We start from the raw sequence: 24,395 nt of genomic DNA, 5'->3' as shown, positions 1-24,395 counted from the left end.
GCTTCGACGTAGACAGACAAAATCGAGCAGCGATCCGCATCACCACAAAAAACAAACCCCGCCAAAAATGACGGGGTTCGTCAGCAGTCTGAAGGCCGCCCCTTCGGAGCGGCCTTTTCGATTCTGGCATTCGACGAACGCAGGCGGCGTTGTCCGGCTGCCGTGTCTTGCCGCCCCCAGAGGAGCGGCCAACGCGACTTAGCCGAGGAAGCCGGCGTACTTGTTCTTGAAGCGCGACAGGCGACCGCCGCGGTCGATGAGGTGCTGGCCGCCGCCGGTCCATGCCGGATGCGTCGACGGATCGATGTCGAGCTGCAGCGAGGCACCGTCCTCGCCATAGGTCGAACGGGTCCAGTATTCCGTGCCGTCGGTCATCACGACCTTGACCGGATGATAATCCGGATGGATGTCTTTCTTCATGTCTCGTCTCGTCGGTTGGAGCGGCCCGCCTGCCTTCGGCGCTCTCGCCCAAGGCCCGTGCCCTTCGTCGCTGCGCCCATCGTCACGCCACGGCTGTCGCCGCGCAGAAAGGCAATTGTCGCAGGCGATATACAGAAGCCGGGATGCGCTATCAAGTCCGTGCGGCAACCCTTGCACCACATGTCCAATCGTGCTCCCTGCAAAAACAAATGACCGATCGCTCTTCTAAAAGGCCCCGCAAGGCCGGCCGCTCGTCGTTGCGCCCTCTCAAGGCGCTCGTTCCCTATTTCGCCAGATATCGCGGACGCGTCGCAGCAACGCTTGCGGCGCTGATCCTTGCGACACTGGCAACGCTCGCCATCCCGATGGCGGTGAGGCGCGTCGTCGATTTCGGCTTCTCCGCCGATAACGTCGGCTTCATCGACAGTTACTTCACCATGCTGCTGGTGGTGGTGGCGGTCCTGGCGGGTGCGAGCGCCGCCCGCTTTTATCTCGTCACGACGCTCGGTGAGCGCATTGTCGCAGATCTACGCGACGGTCTCTTCACGCGGATGATGCAGCTTTCGGCAGGCTTCTACGACACGGCGCGCTCCGGCGAGATCCTCTCCCGCCTCACCGCCGACACGACCCAGATCCGGGCCGCGATTAGCTTCGCCGCCTCAGTCGCGCTCAGAAACATCATGATGTTTCTCGGCTCGGTCGTGATGATGGTGGTGACGAGCCCGGGCCTGTCGGCGCTGGTTCTTGCTGCGATCCCATTCATCGTCGTGCCGATCCTGTGGTTCGGGCGGCGCGTGCGTCAGCGCTCGCGGTTTGCCCAGGATCGCCTGGCGGAAGCTTCCGCTTATGCCTCGGAAGCGATTTCCGGCGTGCGCACGGTTCAGGCCTTCAATCAGGAGACCCCGGCGCGGCGCTATTTCGGCGTGCGCATCGAGGATGCCTTCCAGGCCGCCCGCAGCGCCACGGCGGCGCGCGCGGCCCTTACCGCCTTCGCCATCTTCATCGTCTTCGCGAGCGTGGTCATCGTCCTCTGGTGGGGCGCGCAGGCGGTCGTCGACGGCACCATGACGGGCGGTCGCCTCAGCCAGTTCGTGCTTTACTCGGTGTTTGCGGCCGCAGGCCTCGGCGAAATCGGCCAGGTCTGGGGCGAGATCAGCCAGGCCGCCGGCGCCACGGAGCGGATCGTCGAGCTTCTGGAGACGGAGCCGGAAATCAAGAAGCCGCAAAATCCTGTGGCCCTGCCGACCCCGGCGCGCGGCGAGGTGCACTTCGACGACGTCTCCTTCGCCTATCCGCAAGGCTCAGGTCCGGTTCTCCACAACGTCGCCTTCGACATAAAAGCGGGCGAACGGGTGGCGATCGTCGGGCCTTCGGGTGCCGGCAAATCGACGGTCTTCGCGCTCCTCATGCGCTTTTATGACCCGCAGACGGGCTCCGTCATGGTCGATGGCGTTCCCATCACAGAGGCCGACCCGGAAGAGGTGCGCCGCCGCATCGCGCTCGTTCCGCAGGACGTGGCGATCTTCGCGGCCACAGCCTTCGACAACATCCGCTTCGGCAACGAAACCGCAAGCCGCGAAGCCGTCGAGGCGGCGGCCAAGGCCGCCCATGCCGACGAATTCATCCGCGCCCTGCCGGAAGGCTACGACACGGTGCTCGGCGAGCGCGGCATCACGCTTTCGGGCGGCCAGAAGCAGCGCATCGCGATCGCCCGCGCGCTGTTGAAGGATGCGCCCATCCTCCTCCTCGACGAGGCGACGAGTTCGCTCGACGCGGAAAGCGAGGTCGCCGTTCAAGCCGCGCTCGAAACGCTGATGAAGGATCGCACCAGCCTCGTCATCGCCCACAGGCTGGCGACCGTGCGCAATGCCGACCGCATCCTCGTGATGGAGAATGGCGCGCTGGTCGAGGAAGGCACGCATCAGACGCTCATTGCCAAGAGCGGCCTTTATGCGCGCCTCGCCGAGCTGCAGTTCAATGACGGCGGCCGCGAGCCGGAATCTGCCGCCGCCGAATAGGCAGGCGCCTAAGCCGCTTCTCGCGATATCCATCCGAGACATCGATCGAAAAAAGCCCCGCTGCGGACCAACCGCAGCGGGGCTTCCTGTTTCACGCGTGTCGTGAGCGGCCGTCGGAGAAGACGGCCTTTCCCACTCTCCGCAGAGAGCTCAGCCGAGGCCGAGCTTGCCGCGCAGCGTGGAAAGGTCTTCCGCCAGCGTATTCACCTTGGTGGAGAGGAGATTGCGATCTTCGTCGCTGAGCTTCGTGTAGGAGACGTAGCCGCCCTCGTCGGTCTCGTACTCTTCGAGCACCTCATAGACGTCGTCGAAATTGCCCTGCACCGTCTTCAGGAACTCCTCGGAATCCTTCTCTTCCAGGACCGGCTTCAAGAGATCGAAGATCTTGTAGGCCCCGTCGAAATTCGCCTTGAAATCCCACAGATCGGTGCGGCTGTAGCGGTCTTCCTCGCCCGAGATTTTTGTCGCGGCAACCTCTTCCATGAGCGCCGCCGCACCGCCGACGACCGTTTCCGGCGGGAAGGTGAGTTCGTTGATGCGGCTGTTGAGCTCCTTCACGTCTTCCATCAGCTGATCGGCATATTCGTCGAGCCCTTCCGTCGAGCCCTCTTCCCACAGCCCGTATTCGAGGCGGTGGAAGCCGGTGAAGGTCGGATCCTCTTCGCCCTTTTCGTAATCGTCGGCACGGGCGTCGATCGAGACATCGAGATCGGAGAAGAGCTCGGCGATCGGCTCCACGGCCTCGTAGCTGGTGCGCGTCGGGGCGAAGAGCTCCTTCGCCTTCTCCACATCGCCGTCCTTGATCGCTTTGACGAAGGCCTCAGTATCCTTCACCAGCTCTGCGGTGTTTTCGGCCACGTAGATCTTGTATTGGGCGAGCGGCTCAACGAGGTCGAGCGAGGCGTCTTGCGCCATGGCCCCGGTGAGAGCCGTGGTGCTGAGGGCGAATGCCAGGGCGCCTGCGCGCAGATGTCGGGTGAAGTTCATAAGGGTATCTTTCCTTTCCCTAGGTCGATTGAGATGGCGGCCGGTTCAGATCGGCGTATCGGCGGTTGAAACCGCTTCGATGAGGTCCTGTCCGAGATAGCGGTCGGGGCCCGAGACCCCAGGCAGGACGAAGAAATATCCGCCGCCGACGGGCTTGATGTATTCCTCCAGCGGCTCGCCATTGAGCTTCGTCTGAACGGCGATGAAGCCCTTCTCCAGATCCGCCTGATAGGCGATGAAAAGGAGCCCCTGGTCGAGCTGGCCGGACTTCGTGACGCCGTTCGAATAATTGAACGGCCGCCTCAGGATGAGATTGTCGTCGGCCTCCGGCGTGCGCGGATTGGCAAGCCGAATATGGGCATCGAGCGGCGTCAGCTCGCCCTGCGGATCGCGCGTATAATCCGGCACATCGCTTTCGCGCGTCCCGCCGAAGGGCGCGCCGCTGTCCTTCTTACGCCCGAAGATCTCTTCCTGCTCTTTGAGTGGGGTGCGGTCCCAGCGCTCGACGAAATTGCGGATGATGCGCACCGCCTGATAGGTGCCGCCATGCGCCCATTGCGGCTCACCGTCGCCCTCGCCGACCCACACGACCTTCTGCATGAGAATGCCATCGTTGGAATCCGGGTTGGCGGAACCGTCGCGAAAGCCGAGGAAATTGCGTGCGCTTTCCGTCTCCCCGTCGGGCTTTGGCGGAATGACCGGAACATCGCCTTCCTGCATCCAGCGCAGCACCAGATATTCCGGCAGGTTCTTCACGATGTCGCGCAGCGCGTGGATGTTGGTGTCCTGAAGATTGGCGCAGAACTGCAGCGAGAGATCCCCGTGACAGCGCTCTGCATCGAGCGCGTCGTTCGGAAATTGCGTCATCCGCTGAAGCGTCCGCGGCTTCAGGGGCGTCAAAAACTCCCGCCGTTCAAACAAAGAGGCGCCGAGCCCGACGGTGATGGTCAGATTGTCCGGCGCGACGACCGGGCCCAGAATCCCGGAATCCGGCGGCGGCAGCTTCGGATCGAGCTCGGGCACCTCGCCGCCCTGCGTCAGAAAGACGATGCGCTCCGTCAGCTTGCGCAGCATCGTCTCCAGATCCTCCGGCGTGCGCGCGACGACGTCGAAGGCGGCCATGATGCCGGTTGCCGGCCGCGGCGTGACGATCCCTGCCTGATGCTTTCCGTAGAACGGCACTCTTTCCAACGTGCTGTTGAGCCCCGTCGGCGCGTCGGTAACCTGATGGCCGTCCCCCTCTTCGGCTCGTGCCGGGAAGGCTCCGAAGGCAAGCGCACTGCCCGCGCCTCCGAGGCCGAAAAGCACCTGACGGCGGCTTGTGAAGGGGCAGCCGAAGCCGGAATGATTGCCGTTGTCTTTGGTTTTGTCTGTCATCAGCTCACTCCGATCACCTGGTCGAGCCGGTCGAGGACGTCGGCGAGCTCCTGGAAAGCCTTAGAAAGGGAAGCGCGCTCAGCCTCGTCGACGCTCTCATAGGACGGGTAGCCTTCAGGCCCGGAGAGCTCCGAAAGCTTCGTCTCCACCGCCGTCAACTTCGTCTCGATCTCCTTCTCGAGAGCCGGATCGACCGGCTCCACGACGACCTGCAGAAGCCGCGTGATCTTGGCGATGCCCTCGAAATTCGCGGCGAAATCGTCAAGATCGGTGTGGGCGTAATGGTCCTCGCCGGCCTTGATCTTTCCGTCCGACAGCTGCCGCGCCATGTCGCCCGGGATCGCCATCAAAAGCGCCGGATCGAGCTTGAGCTTGCCGAGCCGCGATTTGAGCTCGCTCATATCGGCGACGAGTTCGTCCGCGACGGGCGCGAGCCCCTCCGTCGTCTCTTGCAAGAAAAGCCCGTATTCGAGACGGTGGAAGCCGGTGAAAGCCGGGTCGGCCTCGCGCTTTTCCAGATAATCCGCGACCGGATCGATGGCGTTTTCAAGATCCGACAGGCGGTAGGCGACCGGTTCCACGCGCTTATAGGGAAGCCGGGCTGCCACCCAAAGCTCCTGCGCCTTGGGAAGATTGCCGGCCTTGATCGCCGCAGCGAGCTCTTCGCTGGCGGCAACGGCGGCCATCCCCTGCTGCACGAGATAGACCTTATATTCCGACAGGGGCCCCAGGAAGTTTCTAAGGCCGACCGTGCTCGCCGCAGTTCTTGCCTCTTCCGATTCCGTCACATGCAGAATGCCGCGCGGATTGGAGAGAAGGCCGCAGGTGATCTCATAATCACCCGGGCGAAGCTGCGCCGTCAGCGTCTGTTTGAAGCCCGGCGCGATGTTCTCGCGCTCCGCCACCACCATGACGCCGTCCAGAATCTCCCATTCGATCGGCCGTTCCGACGTGTTGACGATCTCAAACGAGCGCTTGCCGCCGGGCACTGTGATCTCGTTGGGCTCGCAGGCCGTGGCGCTGACGGCGACGCGGAACTGATCGGTCGTGTCTGCCTGCCCCGCGGCATGCTGGCTCGCATAATAGAAGGCCGCGCCACCGGCGATGGCGAGAAGCGCCGCACCGGCGATGGCAAGGGTCATGAGCCCCGAACGAGGCGTTTTGGGCTGGGGCTCAGGCGCCGGCATTGGGACGCTCCGTGGCTGGGCTCGGCGCGTAGACGCTCGCCTCCTTCCCTGGCCGTGGAGGCTTCAGGAAGAAGAAAAGGCTCACGCCGAGGAAGATGACGTAGAGAAGGATTTCCCCGACGCTCGGGCTCTCCTGGTAGCCGAGGATGCCGGAAAGGATGGTGCCGACGACGCTGGAGACCGGCAGAACGCGGCTGAGATCGTAGGCTGGCGTCTGCAGCCCGTTCCACAGCCCCGCCTCGTGCAGATTGCCGAGCGCGCTCGCCAGGATGCCGGCGGCGACGAAGAGGATGAAGACGCCCGTCCAGCGGAAGAAGCGGCGGAGATTGAGGCGGAGCCCGCCCGCGTAGATGGCAAAGCCCGCGGCGACGGAAACAAGCACGCCGGCAAGGGCAGCAAGCGGCACGCCAGGGCCGGAACTCTGCTGAAAGATCGCGAGAAGAAAGAAGATCGATTCAAGGCCTTCCCGCGCCACCGCGAAGAAGACCAGGCCGATCAGCGCCCAGGCCGCACCCTTGGGCGCGGACAGCGCCGCATCGATGGAATCGTGCAGTTCCGCCTTGATGGAGCGCGCGGCCTTGCGCATCCAGAAGACCATCGAGGTCAGGATGACGACGGCGACGAGGCCGACGCAGGCCTCGAACAGTTCCTGATATTTCTGCGGGAATTCCGCGCTCACCCATTGCAGGGCGGCACCGACGAAAAGCGACAGCGCGACGGCGAGAAAAATCCCGACCCAGACAAGCGGCATCCATGCCGAACGCCCCGTCTGGCGCAGATAGGTCGCGATGATGCCGGTCACCAGAGCGGCTTCGAGGCCCTCGCGCAGCATGATGAGGAAGGAAGCGAGCATACCCGTCCTTTGGAAGATCACGGGCACAGCTAAAAAATCTGACTTTGAAATGCAATAATTAAATTTCGAAAGAGTCGAATTTCAAAACGGGGTGCCTTCGCGCCGCGGCAGGCCTCTCCTCCGCCCCCGTCCATCCACCATTCGCGACAAGAGCTTCCGTCAAAACGAGAACCGCTCTAGATTTTTAGTAAGACGAGCCGGAACGGCCGCTGCGACAATCCATAATGTCCTGGGAGGGGCGCTGTGACGATGACGGGAGAGCCGCGTGCGGCCGAGGTGCCACGCATGCCGGATGTCCGCGAGATCGGCTTCGGCGATCTCAAGGCCGCGCTCAAAGACGGGTTTGCGGATTTCCTCGCCGAGCCCCTCTACGGCCTGTTTTTCGCGGCGATCTTCGTGGCCGGCGGCTTCGTCGTCCTCGGCCTCCTCATCGCTCTCGACATGCCGTGGATGATCCTGCCTTTCGGCGTCGGCTTCCCCTTGCTGGGTCCTTTCGTGGCCGCCGGGCTCTACGAGGTGAGCCGCTGCCGCGCCCGCGGCGAGAGGCCGGGATGGCGGCGCGTGCTGACGACCGTCTCCCGCCAGCGCCAGCGGCAGATGAGCTGGATGGCCTTCGTCATCCTCTTCATCTTCTGGGTCTGGATCTATCAGGTGCGTCTGCTTTTGGCGCTCTTCCTTGGCTTCAAGAGTTTTTCGAGCCTTGCCGACTTTTTCAACGTCGTCACCACGACGCCGGAAGGGCTGGGCTTTCTCCTCGTCGGCACAGCCGTCGGCGCTTTCCTGGCCCTCGTCCTCTTCTCATCGACGGTGATCGCCATGCCGCTCCTCCTCGACCGGGAGCTCGACTTCGTCTCGGCGATGATCGTGAGCTTCAAGGCGGTGCGCAAGAATCCGGGGCCGATGCTCGCCTGGGGCGTCATCGTCGGCGCGCTCACCCTCCTGGCCCTCGCGCCGACCTTCCTCGGGCTCTTTATCGTCCTGCCGGTCTTGGGCCACGCCACCTGGCATCTCTTCGAGCGCGCGGTGGGTTCGAACTCGTCTCCTGCGTCACCATTGCCGCCGTCGTAAGTGTATGAGCGCATCGCCTCCCGAGACAGCATCGAATAGTCTATTCAATCCACGATTGAGAATGACTGAGCTGCCCGGATGGCGGACGAAGAAAGCCTCTACCCAATCGAAGTGGTGCTGCGCGGCACGCCGATCTCGCTTCAGTCGAAGAGTTCGGCACACCGTGAAGCCTGGAAACAGCGGGTGAGAGACGCGACGCTGTCTCGGAGAGAGCAAGTATACCAAGCCGCGTTGCTCGACGATCGTCCTCTCGCTGTAACGATCTATTACTTTCCGAGCGATCCGATGGAGGGCGATATCGACAATATCGTCAAGCCGATCGTCGACGCGATGAAAGGCGTCTCTTATCTGGATGACCGCTCTGTCGAACGGATAGCGGCACAGAAGTTCGAACCAGAGGAAGACTGGCAATGCGTGGCACCAACCGAACAACTTGCCTTCGCATTGGATATGGAGCCTCCGGTCATCTACATACGCGTTGAGGATGATCTGCACTGGAGGAGGTTTCAATGAGTACGGCGGCTCACGCCTCACCGCAGCAGGAGGCAATCGCCTTCCTCGAAAGCGTAAGGCCCCGCTATGAAGCCGAAGGCTTCACGTTCACAATCGGACCCGACCGCTCGCAGTTACCCACTTTCTTGGGCGATTATGCACCGGACGCCTTGGCAAAGAAGCCCGGCATTAACCTCGCAATCGAAGTCAAGCGCCACGAGCCGTCGCACAAAGTCTCCCTGCAGAGGATCAGTCGCTTGTTCGACGGGCATCCCGACTGGACGCTAGCGATCCTCTCGATGGGTGAAAAGCCGCCGCTTCACGTCCGCACCGCGTCGCCCGAAACCATCCGCAAGCGCCTAGATGAAGCACGCGAGCTCGTTTCAACGGGAGACACACGCGCTGCGTTTGTCATGGCGTGGTCTTTGCTCGAAGCCACTTTGAACGCCCTTGGCACAATCCATAACGGCAAGCCGCGCACACCCGGAACCGTGGTGCAATCGCTCACCATGGAGGGGCATATTTCGCAGAGGACGGAAGAAAACCTGCGCAGGCTCATCGGTCTTCGCAACCGTATCGTGCATGGAGACGTCGAGGCCGAGCCGACGGACAAAGACGTTGAGATCGTGTTGGCAGCGATCGAAGAGGCCTTATCGACCGGAGAGCAGTAACGAAGCTCACTGAGGGCGCGGCCTTCCCTCACCGCTCCGTCAGCTTCAACTCGATCCGCCGGTTTCTGCGATAGGCGGCTTCCGTATCGCCCTCGTCGAGCGGCTGGTATTCGCCAAATCCGGCGGCGACGAGATGTTGCGGCTCCACCCCCTGGTCGATCAGATAGCGTACGACCGCGATCGCGCGTGCCGCCGAAAGATCCCAGTTCGACTGGAAACGTCCGGTACCCGAGACCGGGCGTTTGTCGGTGTGGCCGTCGACGCGGATCACCCAGTTGATCTCCTTCGGGATCTCCGCTTCCAGCTCCTTGATGGCGTCGGCGAGCTCGTTGAGATCGGGCTTGAAGGAATCGGTGATCTCGTCCGTGCCCGTCGGGAAGAGCACGGAGGCGGGCAAGACGAAGCGGTCACCCACCACTTCGATGTCGGAGCGCCCGGCAAGGATTTCGCGCAGCCGCCCGAAAAAGTCGGAGCGATAGCGCGACAGCTCCTGCACCCGCTGGGCGAGCGCCACGTTGAGCCGTCGGCCGAGATCGGCGATCTTGGTCTGGCTCTGCCGGTCGCGCGTTTCGGATGCTTCGAGCGCGTCTTCCAGCGCCGCGATCTGCCGGCGAAGCGCGGAAAGCTGCTGATTGAGAAGCTCGACCTGCGCCAGAGCGCGCTGACTCACCTCTTTTTCGTCGGCGAGTTTGCTCGTGAGCCCGGAGATGCGCTCCTCCGCCTCGCCGGCGGCACCCGATGAGGACGACAACAGCCCCTGAAGCCTGTCGCGCTCGCCTTCGGCGGTCGAAAGGCTCGCCTGCAGCGAGGCGATCGTCTCCGTCATGTCGCGATTGTCGGTGCGCTCGAGCGCCAGAAGCTCGGTCAATTCGGCGATCTGCGCATTGAGGCGGTTCAACACCTCGTCGCGCCCGGAAATCTCCTGGGAGAGGAAGAATTGCGCGATGAAGAAGACGGTGAGCAGGAAGACGAAGACGAGCAACAGCGTCGCCATGGCGTCGACGAAGCCCGGCCAGTAATCCGTGCGCTGCATGCGCCGTGCGCGCGCGAGCGCCATGGATCAGCGCTCCCTGCCGGTTTCCGTCAGGCCCGGCATACGCTGCGGATAAGGCTTGTCTTCCTCGCGCATCCGCCGCGTCTTGGCCTCGGCCCCGTCATGGCCGAGGCGCTCGGCAATGGCATCGAGCGTGTTTTGCAGATATTCGCGCTGTTCGGCCTGCCCCTCCATCCAGTCGCGCACCATCTGCTGCTCGTTGCGCATATGCTGGACGAGGCCCTGGATGCCTTCGGCGAGATTGGCCATCGCCGCGATCGAAGGCCGTCCCCCGCCCTCCATATTGCGCGACAGGCGTTCCACCGCGAGGCGGATCTCCTGCACGGTACTGCCGGTCTCGGCATCCTCGAGGTCGAAATCCTCAAGGTCCGTCATCGTCGAGAGCCAGTCTTCGAGCTCGGTATAGAAACGGTTCTGCGCCTGCCCGGCCTGCAGATCGAGAAAGCCGAGAACGAGCGAGGAGGCGAGACCGAAAAGCGAGGACGAAAAGGCGATGCCCATGCCGGAAAGCGGCGCTTCGAGCCCGGCCTTCAAATCCTCGAAGATGACCCCCGCCTCGCCGGAATCGACCCTGAGCGACTGGATCGTCTCGCTGACCGAGCCGACGGTGCGCAACAGCCCCCAGAACGTGCCGAGAAGGCCGAGAAAGACGAGAAGCCCCGTCAGGTAGCGCAGGATTTCGCGGTTTTCATCGAGGCGCGTGGCGATGGAATCGAGGATCGAACGCCAGGTGGAGGTCGACAGCATCGCCTCGCGCCGGTCACGCAGAAGCGTCGCCATCGGCGCGAGAAGCCGCGGTGAAGCATCGGAAACGCCGACTTCCTGCCGGCGGAAGGAATTCACCCAATGAACTTCCGGCATCAGCATGACGACGCTGCGGAAGGCGAGCAGCACGCCGATCAGAAGAACGCCGATGATGAGCCCGTTGAGGCCCGGATTGGACATGAAACCGACGGCGATCTGGCGATACAGGATGAGCGGCACGAAAGCCGCGATCACCAGAAAGATGAGCATCCGAACCAGAAAGATTCGGGGCGAAGAGAGCCGGTAGGGATCGTATTCTTTCGCCATATTATCCAGGGTTCGGCCGCGCTTTGGTCCAATCTAGCGTGATTTGCCGGAAGGACGAAACAGTCGCGGCCGATTCCGGCGATTTATCCGCCAGCGCCCTTGAGCAATCCGGCGAGATGCTGGTGCACGGCCTCGTTGCCGGCAACGATGGTGCCGGAGGTGAGCATCGCATCACCGCCCTTGATGTCGGTGACGAAACCGCCCGCCTCGCGGATGAGGAGAATGCCCGCCGCCATATCCCAGGGCGACAGATGGCTCTCCCAGAAGCCGTCGAAGCGGCCGGATGCGACCCAGGCGAGATCGAGCGCGGCCGCGCCGAACCGCCGGATACCGGCTGCCTCCGCCATGACCGCCGCGATCTGGCGCAGATACGGCCCGTGCTCGCCGCGGCCGAAATGCGGAATGCCGGTCGCGATGACCGTCTCCGCAAAGATGCGGCGCTGGGCGACGCGCAGGCGTCGATCGTTGAAGAAGGCTCCTGAACCACGCTCCGCGGTATAGAGCTCGTCCGTGACAGGATTGTAGATGACCCCCGCCGTCAGCCGCCCCTGGCGCTCCAGCGCGATCGAGACGGCGAACATCGGAATGCCGTGCAGGAAGTTCGTGGTGCCGTCGAGGGGATCGACGATCCAGCGGTGCTGGGGATCCTCGCCGATCTTCTCGCCCGATTCCTCCATCAGGAAGGAATAGCCGGGCCGCGCACGCTCGAGCTCCTCGCGGATGATTTCCTCCGCGCGCCGGTCGGCGGCGCTGACGAAATCCGCCGGCCCCTTGCGCGACACCTGGAGATGCTCGACCTCGCCGAAGTCGCGGGCGAGCACGCGCCCCGCTTTGGTGGCGGCGCGCACCATCACATTGAGAATTGCCGATCTTGCCATGTCGTGTGAGCCGTACCTACTCGGCCCGCTTGATGTAAGCGATCTCGTTGGTGTCGACGACGATCCTCTCACCGGCCGTGATGAAGGGCGGCACCATCACGCGCACACCGTTTTCCAGCATCGCCGGCTTGTAGGAGGAAGCGGCCGTCTGGCCTTTGATGGTCGGCTCGGTCTCCGTGATGGCGAGCACCACCTGGTCCGGAAGCGCGATACCGATCGGCTTCTCCTCATGCATTTCGAGGGTCACCGTCATGCCGTCCTGCAGAAAGGCGGCGCGCTCTCCGACGAATTCCTCGGCGAGATTGATCTGCTCGTAGCTCTCGGAATCCATGAACACCAGCACGTCTCCATCCTTGTAGAGAAACTGGAAGTCCTTGGTTTCGATGCGGGCGCGCTCGACCTTTTCGTCGGAACCGAAGCGATTGTTGAGCTTGCGCCCGTCGATCAGGTTCTTGAGTTCGACCTGGTTGTAGGCCGGCCCCTTGCCGGGTTTCACCTTATTGGTTTTCACCGCCACCCAGAGCGTGCCGTCATATTCGATGACATTGCCCGGGCGGATGTCGTTACCGCTGATTTTCATCGCTAATCCTGTCGAGAGATCGGCGGCCTTGCACCACACTTTGCGGGGCTTAGCAAGGCGCCTTGGTAAGCGGCTGCAGCCGCGTCACATGCCCCATCTTACGCCCCGGCCGGATTTCGCGCTTGCCGTAAAGCGTCACGCAGCAATTGTTCTCGCCCGCAAGCGCCTGCCAATCCTCGGCCTCTTCGCCGATCAGATTGGTCATCACCGCGTCGCTGTGGCGGGAGACGGACCCGAGCGGCCAGCCGGCAATCGCCCGGATATGATTTTCAAATTGCGAGCAGACGCAGGCATCGCGCGTCCAATGGCCGGAATTGTGCACCCGCGGCGCGATCTCGTTGACGAGGAGCAGCTCGCCGCCCCCCGTTTCGATGACGAAGAGTTCCACGCCGATCACGCCGATATAATCGAGTTCCCTCACGATCGTGGCGGCGATTTCCGCCGCCTTCTGCCGCGTCGCAAGCGCGAGATTGGCCGGCACGGTGGAGGTGTGGAGGATATGGTTGCGGTGGACGTTTTCCGGCACGTCGTAGACCGCCGTCTCGCCGTTTGCGCCACGCACCGCAATCACCGAGACTTCGCGCGAAAACGGCACGAAGGCTTCCAGGACCGCCGGCGCGCGTGCGATTGCCGCATAGGCCGCCTCGGCATCGTTCGCGTCGTCGATGCGCACCTGCCCCTTGCCGTCATAGCCGAAGCGGCGCGTCTTCAAGATTGCCGGCGTCTTCAGATGTTGAAGCGCGGCTTTGAGCCCGTCGAGATCGTCGATCGCCGCATAGGGGCCGACCGGCACGCCGGCGCCCGTCAGAAAGCTCTTCTCGTTGAGCCGGTCCTGCGCCACTTCGAGCGCACGCGGTCCAGGCCGCACCGGACAGGTCGCCGCAAGCAGCTCAGCGGCGTCGACCGCGATATTCTCAAACTCGTAGGTGACGACGTCGACATCGGCCGCAAAGGCTTCCAGAGCGCGCGGATCGTCGTAGGGGGCGACCGTGTAATGTGCCGAGACGTCAAACGCCGGACTGTCGGGATCCGGGCAGAAGACATGCGTGGAGAAGCCCAGCTGCGCGGCGGCGACCGCCAGCATGCGGCCGAGCTGGCCCCCGCCCAGAATGCCGATGGTGGCGCCCGGGGCGAGCGCCCCTGTGCGCTCAGCTGTCATCGCGCGGATCCTCGCCGACGGCATCGCTCTGCCGCAGCCTGAAGGTTGCGAGCCGCTCCGCCAGAGCCGCATCGCCGAGCGACAGGATGGAGGCGGCGAAAAGCGCGGCATTGGCCGCGCCGGCCTCGCCGATCGCGAAGGTCGCCACCGGAATACCGGCCGGCATCTGCACGATCGAATAAAGCGAATCCTGCCCCGACAAAGCGCGCGATTGCACCGGCACACCGAGCACCGGCAGGCGCGTCAAGGAGGCGACCATGCCAGGCAGATGCGCCGCCCCACCGGCCCCCGCGATGATCACCTTGAAGCCGTTCATTTCGGCCCCTTTGGCAAAGTCGTAAAGCCGCTCGGGGGTGCGGTGCGCGGAGACGATGCGTGCCTCGTAGCCGATGGCGAGCTCGTCGAGCTTTTCGGCCGCGCGCTGCATGGTGGCCCAGTCGGAGCGACTGCCCATGACGAGCGCGACGGGAACGGAAGATGATGCGGTCAAGGCGAAAATGTCCGCGTTGGCAGAGAAAGAAAACCGGAAAGACGCCGGATTAACGAATGCCGGAGCCTCCCGCAAGACAACTGATCGGCTCAAATATCAGGCAAAGACTGCGCGCGTGGGGCTTTCGAACCTGCCGCAAAGACACCGCGCTTCAGCAGGCTTTAAGCGATGATATCCGGCAGAAGCCTGTCTTCGAGCGCGAGGATACGGTCCTTCAAGGAGAGCTTCTTGCGCTTCAGGCGCTGCAATTGCAGGTAATCGGGCTGCGGCGAGGCCGTATGAAGGGCTTCGATGGCATGATCGAGATCGCGGTGTTCCTGACGCAAGAGAGCAAGCTCCGCCCTGATCTCCTTCTGCGTCAGCTCCACGACGTTGTCGCTACCATCCATCATCACCTCCAGGGGCGGCAATCTATCACGAGGAATTGTCTCATGCAGCCTATCGGCCGCGGATGCCAGCGTACGGTTCGAAAAGCCGCAGCTTGAAGCCAAAAAAATGCGTGATCAAATGATCAGCAGATATTAACGGACCCTGCCGCTCCGTTAGACAGGGCGGTGAAGCTATGTCACACTTTAAATCCCCCACCATAGATGGAGACGCAAATGCCCCTTGAAGCGCGCCTTGCCGAGCTCGAGCGGCGCCATGAGGCTCTCGAAAAAGAGATCGAGGCAGCCATGGCCCACCCGGCCAGCGACGATCTTGAAGTCGCTGAGCTGAAGCGGCGCAAGCTGCAACTCAAGGACGAGATTGCGCGTCTGAAAGGCCAGCAGGAAGGCGCTCTCTAAAGCCCCTTTCGAACGCTTGTCCGGTCCTTCCGGCTCGCGGCCTGAGGGCCGGCCGGAAGGACTGAAAACGGCCCGCGGGGCGCAAGGTCGTCCCGACCATTCCAGCGCCCCTCTTGACCCGGACGTTCCGAACGTCTTCGGCCGCCCGCCTTCCCTTTCTCTTCCCCTTTATTGTCGACAACCTGTCTCGCTTTGGGGACCAACCCGCTCCGGGCCCGGTCCGGGCCCGCTTCAGGCAATCTCGCAGCGGCAAATCTCGCCTTGAGACGAACTTGCGGCGGGACGAACTTGCGGCGGGAGCCCCCGGTGGCACGACCGGCTGTCCCGGGCACGACAGACGCAGAAAGGGGCGATGCAGGGATCAAAGGCGGCCTCCCGCCCAGCAGCCTCACGACGTCCGTTGCGACCGAAACGGCGCAGACGCGAGGCCCCCTCGGTATCAATCTGCGTCGCCTCAGGCGGCGCAGCCTTCGCCTCTTGAGCCTCGCGCGCACATTTCGTGCGCGCCGAGCCGGGCTTCGTCAGCTTCGAGCTCCGAAGATCACGCAGCGATCCCGGCTCTTCCCGTCTTGCGTTCCCGCTCCGGCAGCTGCCCGTCACCGGCCTCGCGCTCCTGTCGCCGCGCCGCGATCTCGCGCCTGGCGACCCAGCGCATGATGTCGCGCCAGCGCCAGACCTTGCCGGCGCTCGCCCAATTGCCGTCTGGCACCTCGTCGATCAGACACCAGACGCGGTAGGCGTCGTCCTCGGTGAAAGGCGTGCCTTCCGCGGCCAGGATCGCGTTCGTCGATTTTTCCACGAGCGAGCGCTTCTTCTCCTCGTTCAGGGCGCCGAGCGGCACCGTGTAGGAGAGCCGGTAACAGGGCGCGTTGGAGAGATTGCCGCCGACATAGGTGCGGCGCGGCTCGAACTCCGTCACCTCCAAACGCGTGATCGAGCGCGCCACGGCACTGCCCGGCCGCGCCCCCTGGTGTTCGAGCAAAATCGCCGTCAGATCGCGCGCCAGAATGTCGAGTTTTGCGTCCGACAGCGCCCCGCGCGTCAGTCTCAATTCAGCAAGAGGCATGGATCATCCTCATGAATGCGCGGCGGCCGGCATGGCCACGGCGCCCTTGAGCCGGTCCTGGGCTTTCACCAGCTTCTCCATCTTGCGCAGATCGAGATCTGTGATGCCGAGCGCGCATTCGACCCAAATATCCGTGACGTCGCGCAATTCCTCGTAGCTGAGCGGCATGACGCGGCGGCGCGTGCGATAGACGCCGACCTGCGCATTGTGGCGTCGCTGCGAGCGCTCGATCAGGTCGCGCACGGCCTTTTCACCGGTGCCGTCCTCCACCACCTCGTCGATGACGCCTGCCTCCAGCATCTCGTCCGCCGAATAGGTGCGCCCGGACAGCATCAGCTTTTCCGCGATCCGGCTCGACACCTTGCGGCTCAGATAGGAATAGGCGCCCATTCCGGGGAAGAGATTGAAAAGCACCTCGGGCAGCCCGAAAGTCGCGCTCTTCTCGGCGATGATGAGATTGCACGACAGCGCCGATTCCAGCCCGCCCCCGAGCGCCTGTCCCTGCACCAGCGCGATCGTCACGATCGGCAGATCGGCGCTGATGGAATTGAGGTAGGTCATCTTGGCGCAGGCATGCGCATAATCGCGCAGCCCCTCCTCGTCCCGCGCCCGGATCAACCGCGAGAAGAGGTCGAGATCGCCGCCGAGGCTGAAGATCGACGGCGTGCCGGATTGATAGACGATGTATTTGAGAGCGAGCGATTCCGCATCTGCGAAGCGGGCATTCAGCGACTGGAACAGGTGAATGTATTCGCTCACCAGCCGGCGCGTAAAGCACGGCCGTCCGGGCGGCACCATGGTCGACCACAAAGTCGCATTCTCGGCCTCGTAAGAAAGAACGACCTCCCGCACGTCCTCCGCGACCTCGGAAATCGCGGCCCGAACACTTCCAACGGAGCCTTTCGCCGGCATCGCGACGCCGACCGCACCCGATGTACGCGCCCTCAGCTCGTTACTGACAATATCTTCGCTGCGCACGTCGCACGCCGCCGCTTCAAGTCTGGCCATATTCCACCCCCCGCCGCAGAGGAACACTGACACTTATTACAAAATTCTTCATGACGTTAATATAAACTTTAGGGTACCGGCAAGCCAGTAGCACTTTGTTAAGGTTAACATTTAACTTGTGAATTGAAAACCCGTGCTGCACCGCAAAATGGCGATTTGACTGAGATTTCCTGGGTCCAGTGCCGCCGGGGGTGGCTAGGTCTAGGCCGCCGCCTGCTTCTCTTTCCGCGATGCAAAAAGCCGGCCAAGCTTCTCAGCCGGCACCGGGCAGCTGATCAGGAACCCCTGCACCTCGTCGACGTATCCGTCCGCCATGACGATGGCGAGCTGATCGTCCCGCTCGACGCCTTCGAGCGTCACGGCAAGCCCGAGCTCGGCGGAAAGCCGCGCCACGCCGCGCAACATGATCAAACGCTGCGGATCATCATCGAGCCCGGAGAGGAAGGAGCGGTCGATCTTGACCTTGTGGAACGGATAGTTCTGCAAATAGGCGAGGCTCGAATAGCCGGTGCCGAAATCGTCGAGCGAGATGCGGATCCCCATCTCGGCGAGCTCGCCGAGCGCATGACGCGTGCGCTCCGTCTGCTCCAAGAGCACCGATTCCGTAACCTCGATCTCCAGCCGGTCGGCCGGCAGCCCGGAATCCTTGAGCGCCGCCTCGACGGAGCGGACGATGTCGCCGCGGCGAAAATGCATCGGCGAGACGTTGACGGCGACACGGATTTGCTGCGGCCATTGCACCGCCTGGCGGCAGGCCTGCACCAGCGTCCAGTCGCCGATCTCCACGATCAGCCCCATCTCCTCGGCGAGCGGGATGAACTCGCCGGGCGACACGATCCCCCGCCCCGCGCGCGGCCAGCGCAAAAGCGCCTCGCAGGTGGAGATCGTCCGGCTGCGCACATTGAGGAGCGGCTGATAGTAGAGCTCCAGCTCCTCGTTGGCGAAGGCGCTACGCAATTCCATTTCGAGCGAGCGGCGCTCCTGCGCGCGCACATCCATTTCCGGCTCGAAGACGCAGAACGTGCCGCGCCCGTTCGCCTTGGCGCGGTAGAGCGCCATGTCGGCATTCTTGATGAGGGCGTCGGCATTCGAGCCGTCCTTGGGCGCGAAGGCGACACCGACGCTCGCGCCGGCAACGATGCTGTGCCCGTTGAGCGCATAAGGACGCGACAACGCCGTGATGACCCGCGTTGCGAATTGCTCCGCCTGTTCGGCGTCGGTGACGCCTGAGGCGAGAAGCACGAATTCGTCGCCGCCGAAGCGGGCGAGAAGGTCGCTCTTGCGCGTCATGGAGGCAAGCCGCCGCGCCGTGGCGCGCAGAAGGCTGTCGCCGACCGGGTGGCCGAGCGTATCGTTGACGCTCTTGAAGTGATCGAGATCGACGCAGAAGACGGCAAAGGCCGAGTTTTCCTCGGCGCTCTTGCGCAGGAACTGCTCCAGCTCCTCTTTCAGGCGCACGCGATTGGGCAGCCCCGTCACCTCGTCGTGATGGGCCATGTAGGAGATGCGCGCTTCGGTGCGTTTGCGCTCCGTCACATCCTCCGCGACGATGACAAAACCGCCGTCCTTCGCCGGCTCGCTGGTAAGAGAAATGGTGCGCCGGTCGTTGGTGACGATCTGCAGCGTTCGCCCGACCGTGAACTGCTCCTGCAAACGCTTCAGCTCCGAACGCGAGAAGACGCCTTCGCGCACGCAGGCCTGGACAAGCTCGCTGATCGGCATGCCATGCCGGATCGATTCAGGTGAAAGACCGAGAAGACTGAGCGCCCTTTGATTGTGAACCCGCAGCTTCTGCTCCGCATCGATCATCAGCACGCCATGCGACATGCTGGACAGCGCCGCTTCCAGACGCCCCGCAAGCAGCGTCATCACCTTTTCGGCCCGCAATGCCGCAAGCAGCGTCTCGCTGATGGAAATCGAAACGCCGCGCATGCTCCAGAAGAAGAAAGCGAGAAGCATCCCGAGCGCCAGATAAGGCGGCTCGCCCTGCACCACGAAACCGGTGACGAGCGGCAGACAGGCAAATAGGATTTGCAGAGAGACGAGTTGCGGACGGCCCGCATTGCGTCCGGCGATGCCGGCGGAATAACCGATCGTCACCGAGACGGCGACGAGCTGCGCGGTCACATCGTCATAGAACGTCAGACAGATGTAGCACCAGACGCCGAGGAGGAAGGAGAACGCGCACGCCCCGATGCCGTAGAGCACGTCCCACAGCACCGGCCGCTCCACCGGCAGCTTGTCGCCGCCACGTCGGCGGAAGGCAAAGGCGACGGCCACGCGAAGGAAGCCGACAACGGCAATGAGCGCGGCGCACACATAGAGAGGCAACCCGTCGATCTGGATCGCCGTGACAAGGACGGCCGCCGTCCCTCCGATCGCCCCTGCGACGAGAGATCGCATGGAGCTGTAGAGGGAATTGACCAGCGAGATATAGATATCCGGCTCGGCGCGGCGGTCGATATATATGTGTGAACCGTGCTCCATCATCCTGGCTGTCGGATGCTCTCATGCTAACGATCGGACGGGAGGATGAAAAAACCGCTAAGCTCGCTCCATTTTGTCAGACCATATCCCGGCCGGCAACACTTCCAAGATATCCCGCTTTGCCGACCGCCCGCGACACAAGTGGAGCGACAACGGTCGCCTCTTCGGCCTATTCGACAGGCCAGAGACAACTCATCACGAGCGACCCACGTTGAACGAACTTCTTGTCATCTTCTTCTGCCTCGCTGCGGGCGGCACCATCAAAGGCGTTGCCGGCATGGGACTGCCGCTCGTGGCGATACCGGGCATTGCGGCTTTTCTCGACGTTCCTTACGCGATCGCCATCCTGACCATCCCGATCCTGACGGCCAACCTTTCGCAGGTCTGGAGGTTCCGCGCCCATAGCGCCGACCTGCCCTTTCTCCCGCGACTTGTGGTGATGAGCCTGATCGGCATTGCCGCCGGCACCCTTCTTCTGACGAGCCTGCCTGCCCGCTTTCTCTCGCTCGGGCTCGCGCTCGTCATGCTCGCCTATATCGCGCTCCGCCTCCTGCACCCCCAGGTGAAGCTCGCAATGGCCCGTGCCACGGCGATCGCCCCGGCCATCGGTTTTTTGGCCGGAACCCTTCAGGGCGCGACCGGCATCTCCGCTCCGGTCAGCGTCACCTTCATGAACGCCCTGCGTCTGGAGCGTCCGAAATTCGTCTTCGCGGTCTCGGTTCTTTTCACGAGCTTTGCCGTCGCGCAGCTCCCATCGCTCGCGCTTGCCGGCATCCTCACCTGGCAGCGCCTCATGCTCAGCATCGCGGCCCTCGTGCCGGTGTTTCTCGGCATGCGCCTCGGCCAATGGCTCGGCCGCGACATGAAGCCCGGCAGTTTCGACCGGCTGATCCTCGCGATCCTCGCCGTCATCACCGTCAAACTCTTCGCCGACGCGCTGTTTTGAGGTCGTCGTTCCGGGACGCCCTCTCAGGCCATCAGCGCCATACCGGCATCGAAGATGAGCTTGAGGGAGACCAGAAGCACCAGCGCATAACTCAGCGCATAGAAGAACTTCGGCGACACCGCCTTCACCAGCCAGACGCCGGTCAATGTCGCGACCGGCACCAGCGGCATCAAAACCAGGGAGGTTTGAAGGTTCGCCGCCGAGAACTGTCCGAGCATGAAATACGGCAACAGCTTGAGCGCGTTGACGACCGCAAAGAAGATCACGGACGTGCCCGCATAGACCGGCGGCGGCAGCCGCAGCGGCAGCATATACATCTGAAATGGCGGCCCGCCGGCATGCGCGACGAAGCTCGTGAAGCCCGCGACGGTACCCCAGATCATCCCCTTCGCCGGCTGATGCGGGCGCGGCGCCCGCTTCGCTTCCCCGCCGAAATAATGCCCGAGATAATGATCGAGAGAGAAGACGAGCCCGATCCCGCCGACGATGAGGCGGATCTCCTCTTCGCCGATCGAGCCGGCGAGCACCCAGCCGATGCCGACACCAAGGGCGGCGCCCGGCAGCAGAATGGCAAGGCTCTTCGTCTGATAGACCCCGCGCCAGGCGTAGAGACTGACGAGATCCATGGCGACGAGGATCGGCAAGAGGATGGCCGCCGCGCGCACCGGATCGATGGCAAGGGTGACGAGCGGCACGCCGAGCATCGCCCCGGCACCGCCGATGCCGCCCTTGGAAAGCCCGATCATGATGACGGCCGGAACCGCCACCAGATAAAAGAACGGATCTTGGATCAAGCAGGAACGCGCAGCATCAGGCTCGCCTGCGCCACGTCACTCCTCTTCGCCGCCGGATGAGCTACTGCTCGTTGAGCCGCCGCGCAGCGCCCGCGCGAGCCGCGCAATGCGCCGGCCGGCTCGCTCCATCGCGTCGCTCGCCTCGCTCTCCAGCGCCTCGAAGCGGTCGAGGGCCTCGTTGCGGCTTTCGCGCAGTTCGGAGATTTCGCTTTCAAGCCCGGCGATGCGACCTTCCGCCTCGCTCAGACGGTCGGTCATCAGCATCGCCGCCATGACGGTCAGGCGCTGATCGCCGATCTCGCCGACATTGCTGCGCAACTCGGTGACGGTCTGATCCAACCGCTCGCCGAGCTCCATGACGTGCTCTTCCTCGCCATCCTCGCATGCGAGCCGGAAACGCCGCCCGCCGATGCTGACCGTTACGGTCGCCATGATGTCAGAAATCCTCTCCGAGAGCCGATTTCAGCTGAGCGATGGCACGGTCGAGACGCTGGCCCACTTCGTGATTGGCCCGCTCCAACTTGGACGAGCGGTCACCGGCCGCATCCAGCGCCTCGGCGAGCCGCGCCCTGTCCTGTTCGGAATCGTGAAGCTGCTGCACGAGCGTTTCGTGATGGCCGCCGCGCGATTCGCTGCGCTCCACCGCAAGCTCGAGCTCGCTCAGAGCTTTCTCGAGAAGCTCTGTCGCTTGCGCGAAACGGCTCGGCGCATGGCCGGGCGTCGAATTGGCTGGGGAAGCAGGATCCATGGCAGCACACTATGCACGTCTTTGAGCCAAAGGTTCACCCCCGAGCCGTCAAAAATCAACGGATTGGGGCGAAGAGGTTATGCAGCGCTTGAAAGAGCAGTCAACTGCCCAAGATGCTTCCTACGCAGCTGCTTCGTGGCTGTGGCGTTGACTCGCATTGAGAGCCGTGTATGTCTCGCGGCGCCCGCCGGACGATAAGAAGCGCGGGTCAGCGCCTGAACGGCCTGATGTCCGGCACCATCTCGGAAGTTTCCCATGCCAGAGGCCGAAAAGCACGCATCCATGGCCAATGCGATCCGGGCGCTCGCCATGGACGCGGTGGAGGCTGCAAAATCGGGGCATCCCGGCCTGCCGATGGGCGCGGCCGATATTGCCACCGTCCTGTTTACCCGACATTTGAAGTTCGATCCCACCGATCCGAACTGGCCCGACCGCGACCGTTTCGTGCTGTCGGCCGGGCACGGCTCGATGCTGCTTTATTCCCTCCTCTATCTTCTCGGCTACGACGAGATGACGATCGAGGAGCTGAAGAACTTCCGCCAGCTCGGCTCCAAAACGGCCGGCCATCCGGAGGTCGGCGAAGCGCCGGGCATCGAGACGACCACCGGCCCGCTCGGTCAGGGCATCGCCAATGCCGTCGGCATGGCCCTCGCCGAGCGCATGCTGAATGCGCGTTTCGGCGACGGCATCATCGATCATCACACCTACGTCCTGTGCTCCGATGGCGACCTCATGGAAGGCATCAGCCAGGAAGCCATCGCACTCGCCGGCCATCTGAAGCTCAGCCGCCTCATCGTCATCTTCGACGACAACCACATCACCATCGACGGCGACATCTCGCTGTCGGATTCCACCGATCAGGTGGCGCGTGTGGAGGCCTCGGGCTGGAACGCCGTGCGCATCGACGGCCACGACCCCGAACAGATCGACCGCGCGTTGACGGATGCGCGGCAATCGGATCGGCCGACCCTGATTGCGGCACGCACCACCATCGGCTTCGGCGCCCCCAACAAGGCCGGCAAATCGGCGGCCCATGGCAGCCCGCTCGGCGAAAAGGAAGTGCAGGAGGCGCGCGAGCGGCTCGACTGGCCCTATGAGCCCTTCCATATCCCCGCCGACATTCTCGACGCCTGGCGCATCACCGGCCTCAGGGCCCGTCCGCGCCGCAAAGCCTGGCAGGAGCGCTTCGAGGGGCTCGACGCGGAATTGCGCGGCGAATTCGCCCGCACCATGGCCGGCGACCTTCCGCCGCGGCTCGATCGCGCCATTGCCGAGCTGAAGCGGGAATACGCAGCCGAGCCGCCGACGCTCGCAAGCCGCAAGGCCTCGCAAGCCGTGCTGGAATGCATCGTTCCCGTCGTCCCCGAAATGATCGGCGGTTCGGGCGATCTGACCGGCTCCAACAACACCCGCACCAGCGAGATGAAGGCGGTGGCACCGGGCGATTTCTCCGGCAGCTTCATTCATTGGGGTATCCGCGAGCACGGTATGGCGGCGGCCATGAACGGCATGGCGCTCCACAAGGGGCTGATCCCCTTCTCCGGGACCTTCCTGACCTTCTCCGATTATTGCCGGCCGGCCATCCGCCTCGCCGCTTTGATGCGTCAGCGCGTCATCTTCGTCATGACGCACGATTCCATCGGTCTCGGCGAAGATGGCCCCACCCATCAGCCGGTCGAACATCTGGCGGCGCTGCGGGCGATCCCGAACCTGACGGTCCTGCGTCCGGCCGATGCCGTGGAGACGGCCGAATGCTGGCAGCTTGCGCTCGCCACGTCGACCGGGCCGAGCGTCATCGTTTTGACGCGACAGAACCTTACGCCCATGCGCGGCGAGTATGAGGAAGACAATCTCTGCCGCCGCGGCGCCTATGTCATCGCAGATTGCAGCGGCGACGCCGAGGTGAGCCTTTTCGCCACGGGTTCGGAAGTCGCGATCGCGGTTGCGGCCAAGGATCTGCTTGACGAGCGGGGCCATCCGACGCGTGTCGTCTCGATCCCTTCCTTCGATCTCTTTGCGCAGCAAAGCGATGTCTATCGCCAGGAAATAATCGGGACCGCCCCCTTGCGTATTGGCGTCGAGGCCGCCATTCGCCAGGGTTGGGACGCGATCATCGGCGAACACGGACTTTTCGTCGGCATGACGGGCTTCGGCGCGAGCGGTCCCTACGAGGAGCTATATCGGCATTTCGGGATTACGGCTGAGGCGATCTGCGAAAAGGCACTTGCCCGGCTTGAACCAAAAGAGACGGATTAG

General features: G+C 63.5%; 25 protein-coding genes. 7 read left to right on the top strand and 18 right to left on the bottom strand.

Features of this window, described 5'->3' with window-relative positions:
* Positions 1 to 198 precede the first annotated feature (198 nt).
* A complete protein-coding gene (gene rpmE, locus BLP76_RS17885; RefSeq protein ID WP_092816464.1) occupies positions 199 to 420 on the bottom strand; it encodes a 50S ribosomal protein L31 in 222 nt (73 codons plus the stop codon).
* 209 nt (positions 421 to 629) lie between these two features.
* On the opposite strand from rpmE, the gene BLP76_RS17880 reads away from it, so the two are divergent.
* Entirely contained in the window at positions 630 to 2,438 is a 1,809-nt protein-coding gene (locus BLP76_RS17880) for an ABC transporter transmembrane domain-containing protein (RefSeq protein WP_244514663.1), read from the top strand.
* 150 nt (positions 2,439 to 2,588) lie between these two features.
* Here BLP76_RS17880 and efeO (BLP76_RS17875) read toward each other — a convergent pair whose 3' ends face one another.
* From efeO (BLP76_RS17875) to efeU, 4 genes are read right to left on the bottom strand one after another with little or no spacing between them, the layout of a single operon-like run.
* Positions 2,589 to 3,425, bottom strand: a complete 837-nt coding sequence (gene efeO, locus BLP76_RS17875) for an iron uptake system protein EfeO (RefSeq protein ID WP_092816460.1) — start codon at positions 3,423 to 3,425, stop codon at positions 2,589 to 2,591.
* Positions 3,426 to 3,470: 45 nt separating this feature from the next.
* Positions 3,471 to 4,802: an iron uptake transporter deferrochelatase/peroxidase subunit gene (efeB, locus tag BLP76_RS17870; RefSeq protein WP_092816458.1), complete on the bottom strand. Its 1,332-nt coding sequence runs from the start codon at positions 4,800 to 4,802 to the stop codon at positions 3,471 to 3,473.
* Complete coding sequence (gene efeO / locus BLP76_RS17865) at positions 4,802 to 5,944, bottom strand: iron uptake system protein EfeO (protein ID WP_244514662.1); 1,143 nt, start codon at positions 5,942 to 5,944, stop codon at positions 4,802 to 4,804. The genes efeB and efeO (BLP76_RS17865) overlap by 1 nt, the downstream gene beginning before the upstream one ends.
* Positions 5,945 to 5,975: 31 nt before the next feature.
* Positions 5,976 to 6,842, bottom strand: a complete 867-nt coding sequence (efeU, locus tag BLP76_RS17860; protein WP_092816454.1) for an iron uptake transporter permease EfeU — start codon at positions 6,840 to 6,842, stop codon at positions 5,976 to 5,978.
* Between the two features lie 249 nt (positions 6,843 to 7,091).
* Between efeU and BLP76_RS17855 the strand changes: the two genes are divergently transcribed.
* The 3 genes from BLP76_RS17855 to BLP76_RS17845 all read left to right on the top strand — a co-directional run bounded on the left by BLP76_RS17855 (position 7,092) and on the right by BLP76_RS17845 (position 9,073).
* On the top strand, positions 7,092 to 7,910 hold the full coding sequence (locus BLP76_RS17855) for a DUF2189 domain-containing protein (RefSeq protein ID WP_200170594.1): 819 nt from the start codon (positions 7,092 to 7,094) through the stop codon (positions 7,908 to 7,910).
* 78 nt (positions 7,911 to 7,988) lie between these two features.
* Positions 7,989 to 8,423, top strand: coding sequence for a RusA family crossover junction endodeoxyribonuclease (locus BLP76_RS17850; RefSeq protein WP_092816452.1), 435 nt, complete (start codon positions 7,989 to 7,991; stop codon positions 8,421 to 8,423).
* Positions 8,420 to 9,073, top strand: coding sequence for a HepT-like ribonuclease domain-containing protein (locus tag BLP76_RS17845; protein ID WP_092816450.1), 654 nt, complete (start codon positions 8,420 to 8,422; stop codon positions 9,071 to 9,073). Before BLP76_RS17850 ends, BLP76_RS17845 begins: the two co-directional genes overlap by 4 nt.
* Positions 9,074 to 9,101: 28 nt before the next feature.
* Here BLP76_RS17845 and BLP76_RS17840 read toward each other — a convergent pair whose 3' ends face one another.
* The 7 genes from BLP76_RS17840 to BLP76_RS17810 all read right to left on the bottom strand — a co-directional run bounded on the left by BLP76_RS17840 (position 9,102) and on the right by BLP76_RS17810 (position 14,694).
* Positions 9,102 to 10,130 carry a peptidoglycan -binding protein gene (locus tag BLP76_RS17840; protein WP_092816448.1) on the bottom strand — a complete coding sequence of 343 codons (1,029 nt, stop codon included), beginning with the start codon at positions 10,128 to 10,130 and terminating at the stop codon, positions 9,102 to 9,104.
* Between the two features lie 3 nt (positions 10,131 to 10,133).
* The gene (locus BLP76_RS17835; RefSeq protein ID WP_244514661.1) at positions 10,134 to 11,198 is read right to left on the bottom strand and encodes a flagellar motor protein MotA; all 1,065 of its coding nucleotides are present in this window, start codon (positions 11,196 to 11,198) and stop codon (positions 10,134 to 10,136) included.
* Between the two features lie 83 nt (positions 11,199 to 11,281).
* Complete coding sequence (locus BLP76_RS17830) at positions 11,282 to 12,076, bottom strand: inositol monophosphatase family protein (protein ID WP_092816446.1); 795 nt, start codon at positions 12,074 to 12,076, stop codon at positions 11,282 to 11,284.
* Between the two features lie 16 nt (positions 12,077 to 12,092).
* Positions 12,093 to 12,656, bottom strand: a complete 564-nt coding sequence (gene efp / locus BLP76_RS17825; RefSeq protein WP_092816444.1) for an elongation factor P — start codon at positions 12,654 to 12,656, stop codon at positions 12,093 to 12,095.
* A gap of 49 nt (positions 12,657 to 12,705) precedes the next feature.
* Positions 12,706 to 13,815 (bottom strand): 5-(carboxyamino)imidazole ribonucleotide synthase, encoded by a 1,110-nt coding sequence (locus BLP76_RS17820; RefSeq protein ID WP_092816489.1) that lies wholly within the window; start codon positions 13,813 to 13,815, stop codon positions 12,706 to 12,708.
* A complete protein-coding gene (purE, locus tag BLP76_RS17815; protein ID WP_092816491.1) occupies positions 13,805 to 14,269 on the bottom strand; it encodes a 5-(carboxyamino)imidazole ribonucleotide mutase in 465 nt (154 codons plus the stop codon). Before purE ends, BLP76_RS17820 begins: the two co-directional genes overlap by 11 nt.
* A gap of 197 nt (positions 14,270 to 14,466) precedes the next feature.
* Positions 14,467 to 14,694, bottom strand: a complete 228-nt coding sequence (locus tag BLP76_RS17810; protein WP_092816487.1) for a YdcH family protein — start codon at positions 14,692 to 14,694, stop codon at positions 14,467 to 14,469.
* Positions 14,695 to 14,907: 213 nt separating this feature from the next.
* Here BLP76_RS17810 and BLP76_RS17805 point away from each other — a divergent pair, with 213 nt between their 5' ends.
* A complete protein-coding gene (locus tag BLP76_RS17805; RefSeq protein WP_092816485.1) occupies positions 14,908 to 15,090 on the top strand; it encodes a YdcH family protein in 183 nt (60 codons plus the stop codon).
* 541 nt (positions 15,091 to 15,631) lie between these two features.
* Here BLP76_RS17805 and BLP76_RS17800 read toward each other — a convergent pair.
* The 3 genes from BLP76_RS17800 to BLP76_RS17790 form a co-directional block, all read right to left on the bottom strand.
* Positions 15,632 to 16,156, bottom strand: coding sequence for a tautomerase family protein (locus tag BLP76_RS17800; RefSeq protein WP_092816442.1), 525 nt, complete (start codon positions 16,154 to 16,156; stop codon positions 15,632 to 15,634).
* 9 nt (positions 16,157 to 16,165) lie between these two features.
* Positions 16,166 to 17,164 carry a crotonase/enoyl-CoA hydratase family protein gene (locus tag BLP76_RS17795; protein WP_092816440.1) on the bottom strand — a complete coding sequence of 333 codons (999 nt, stop codon included), beginning with the start codon at positions 17,162 to 17,164 and terminating at the stop codon, positions 16,166 to 16,168.
* Between the two features lie 201 nt (positions 17,165 to 17,365).
* A complete protein-coding gene (locus tag BLP76_RS17790) occupies positions 17,366 to 19,651 on the bottom strand; it encodes a putative bifunctional diguanylate cyclase/phosphodiesterase (RefSeq protein ID WP_171904422.1) in 2,286 nt (761 codons plus the stop codon).
* Positions 19,652 to 19,862: 211 nt separating this feature from the next.
* On the opposite strand from BLP76_RS17790, the gene BLP76_RS17785 reads away from it, so the two are divergent.
* Complete coding sequence (locus BLP76_RS17785; RefSeq protein WP_092816436.1) at positions 19,863 to 20,597, top strand: sulfite exporter TauE/SafE family protein; 735 nt, start codon at positions 19,863 to 19,865, stop codon at positions 20,595 to 20,597.
* A 23-nt stretch (positions 20,598 to 20,620) separates the two neighbouring features.
* On the opposite strand, the gene BLP76_RS17780 is transcribed toward BLP76_RS17785, so the two are convergent.
* The 3 genes from BLP76_RS17780 to BLP76_RS17770 are packed head-to-tail and all read right to left on the bottom strand — an operon-like array spanning position 20,621 to position 22,139.
* Positions 20,621 to 21,391: a sulfite exporter TauE/SafE family protein gene (locus BLP76_RS17780; protein ID WP_244514660.1), complete on the bottom strand. Its 771-nt coding sequence runs from the start codon at positions 21,389 to 21,391 to the stop codon at positions 20,621 to 20,623.
* Positions 21,392 to 21,427: 36 nt separating this feature from the next.
* Positions 21,428 to 21,823: a cell division protein ZapA gene (locus BLP76_RS17775; protein WP_092816434.1), complete on the bottom strand. Its 396-nt coding sequence runs from the start codon at positions 21,821 to 21,823 to the stop codon at positions 21,428 to 21,430.
* Positions 21,824 to 21,827: 4 nt separating this feature from the next.
* Complete coding sequence (locus BLP76_RS17770; RefSeq protein WP_092816432.1) at positions 21,828 to 22,139, bottom strand: DUF4164 family protein; 312 nt, start codon at positions 22,137 to 22,139, stop codon at positions 21,828 to 21,830.
* Between the two features lie 255 nt (positions 22,140 to 22,394).
* Between BLP76_RS17770 and tkt the strand changes: the two genes are divergently transcribed.
* The gene (gene tkt, locus BLP76_RS17765; RefSeq protein WP_092816430.1) at positions 22,395 to 24,395 is read left to right on the top strand and encodes a transketolase; all 2,001 of its coding nucleotides are present in this window, start codon (positions 22,395 to 22,397) and stop codon (positions 24,393 to 24,395) included.

This window comes from Afifella marina DSM 2698 (assembly GCF_900102695.1).
GTDB classification, from domain to species: Bacteria; Pseudomonadota; Alphaproteobacteria; order Rhizobiales; family Afifellaceae; genus Afifella; species Afifella marina.
Note: the sequence above shows the minus strand (reverse complement) of the source record. Positions and strands in the feature narration are given on the sequence as shown.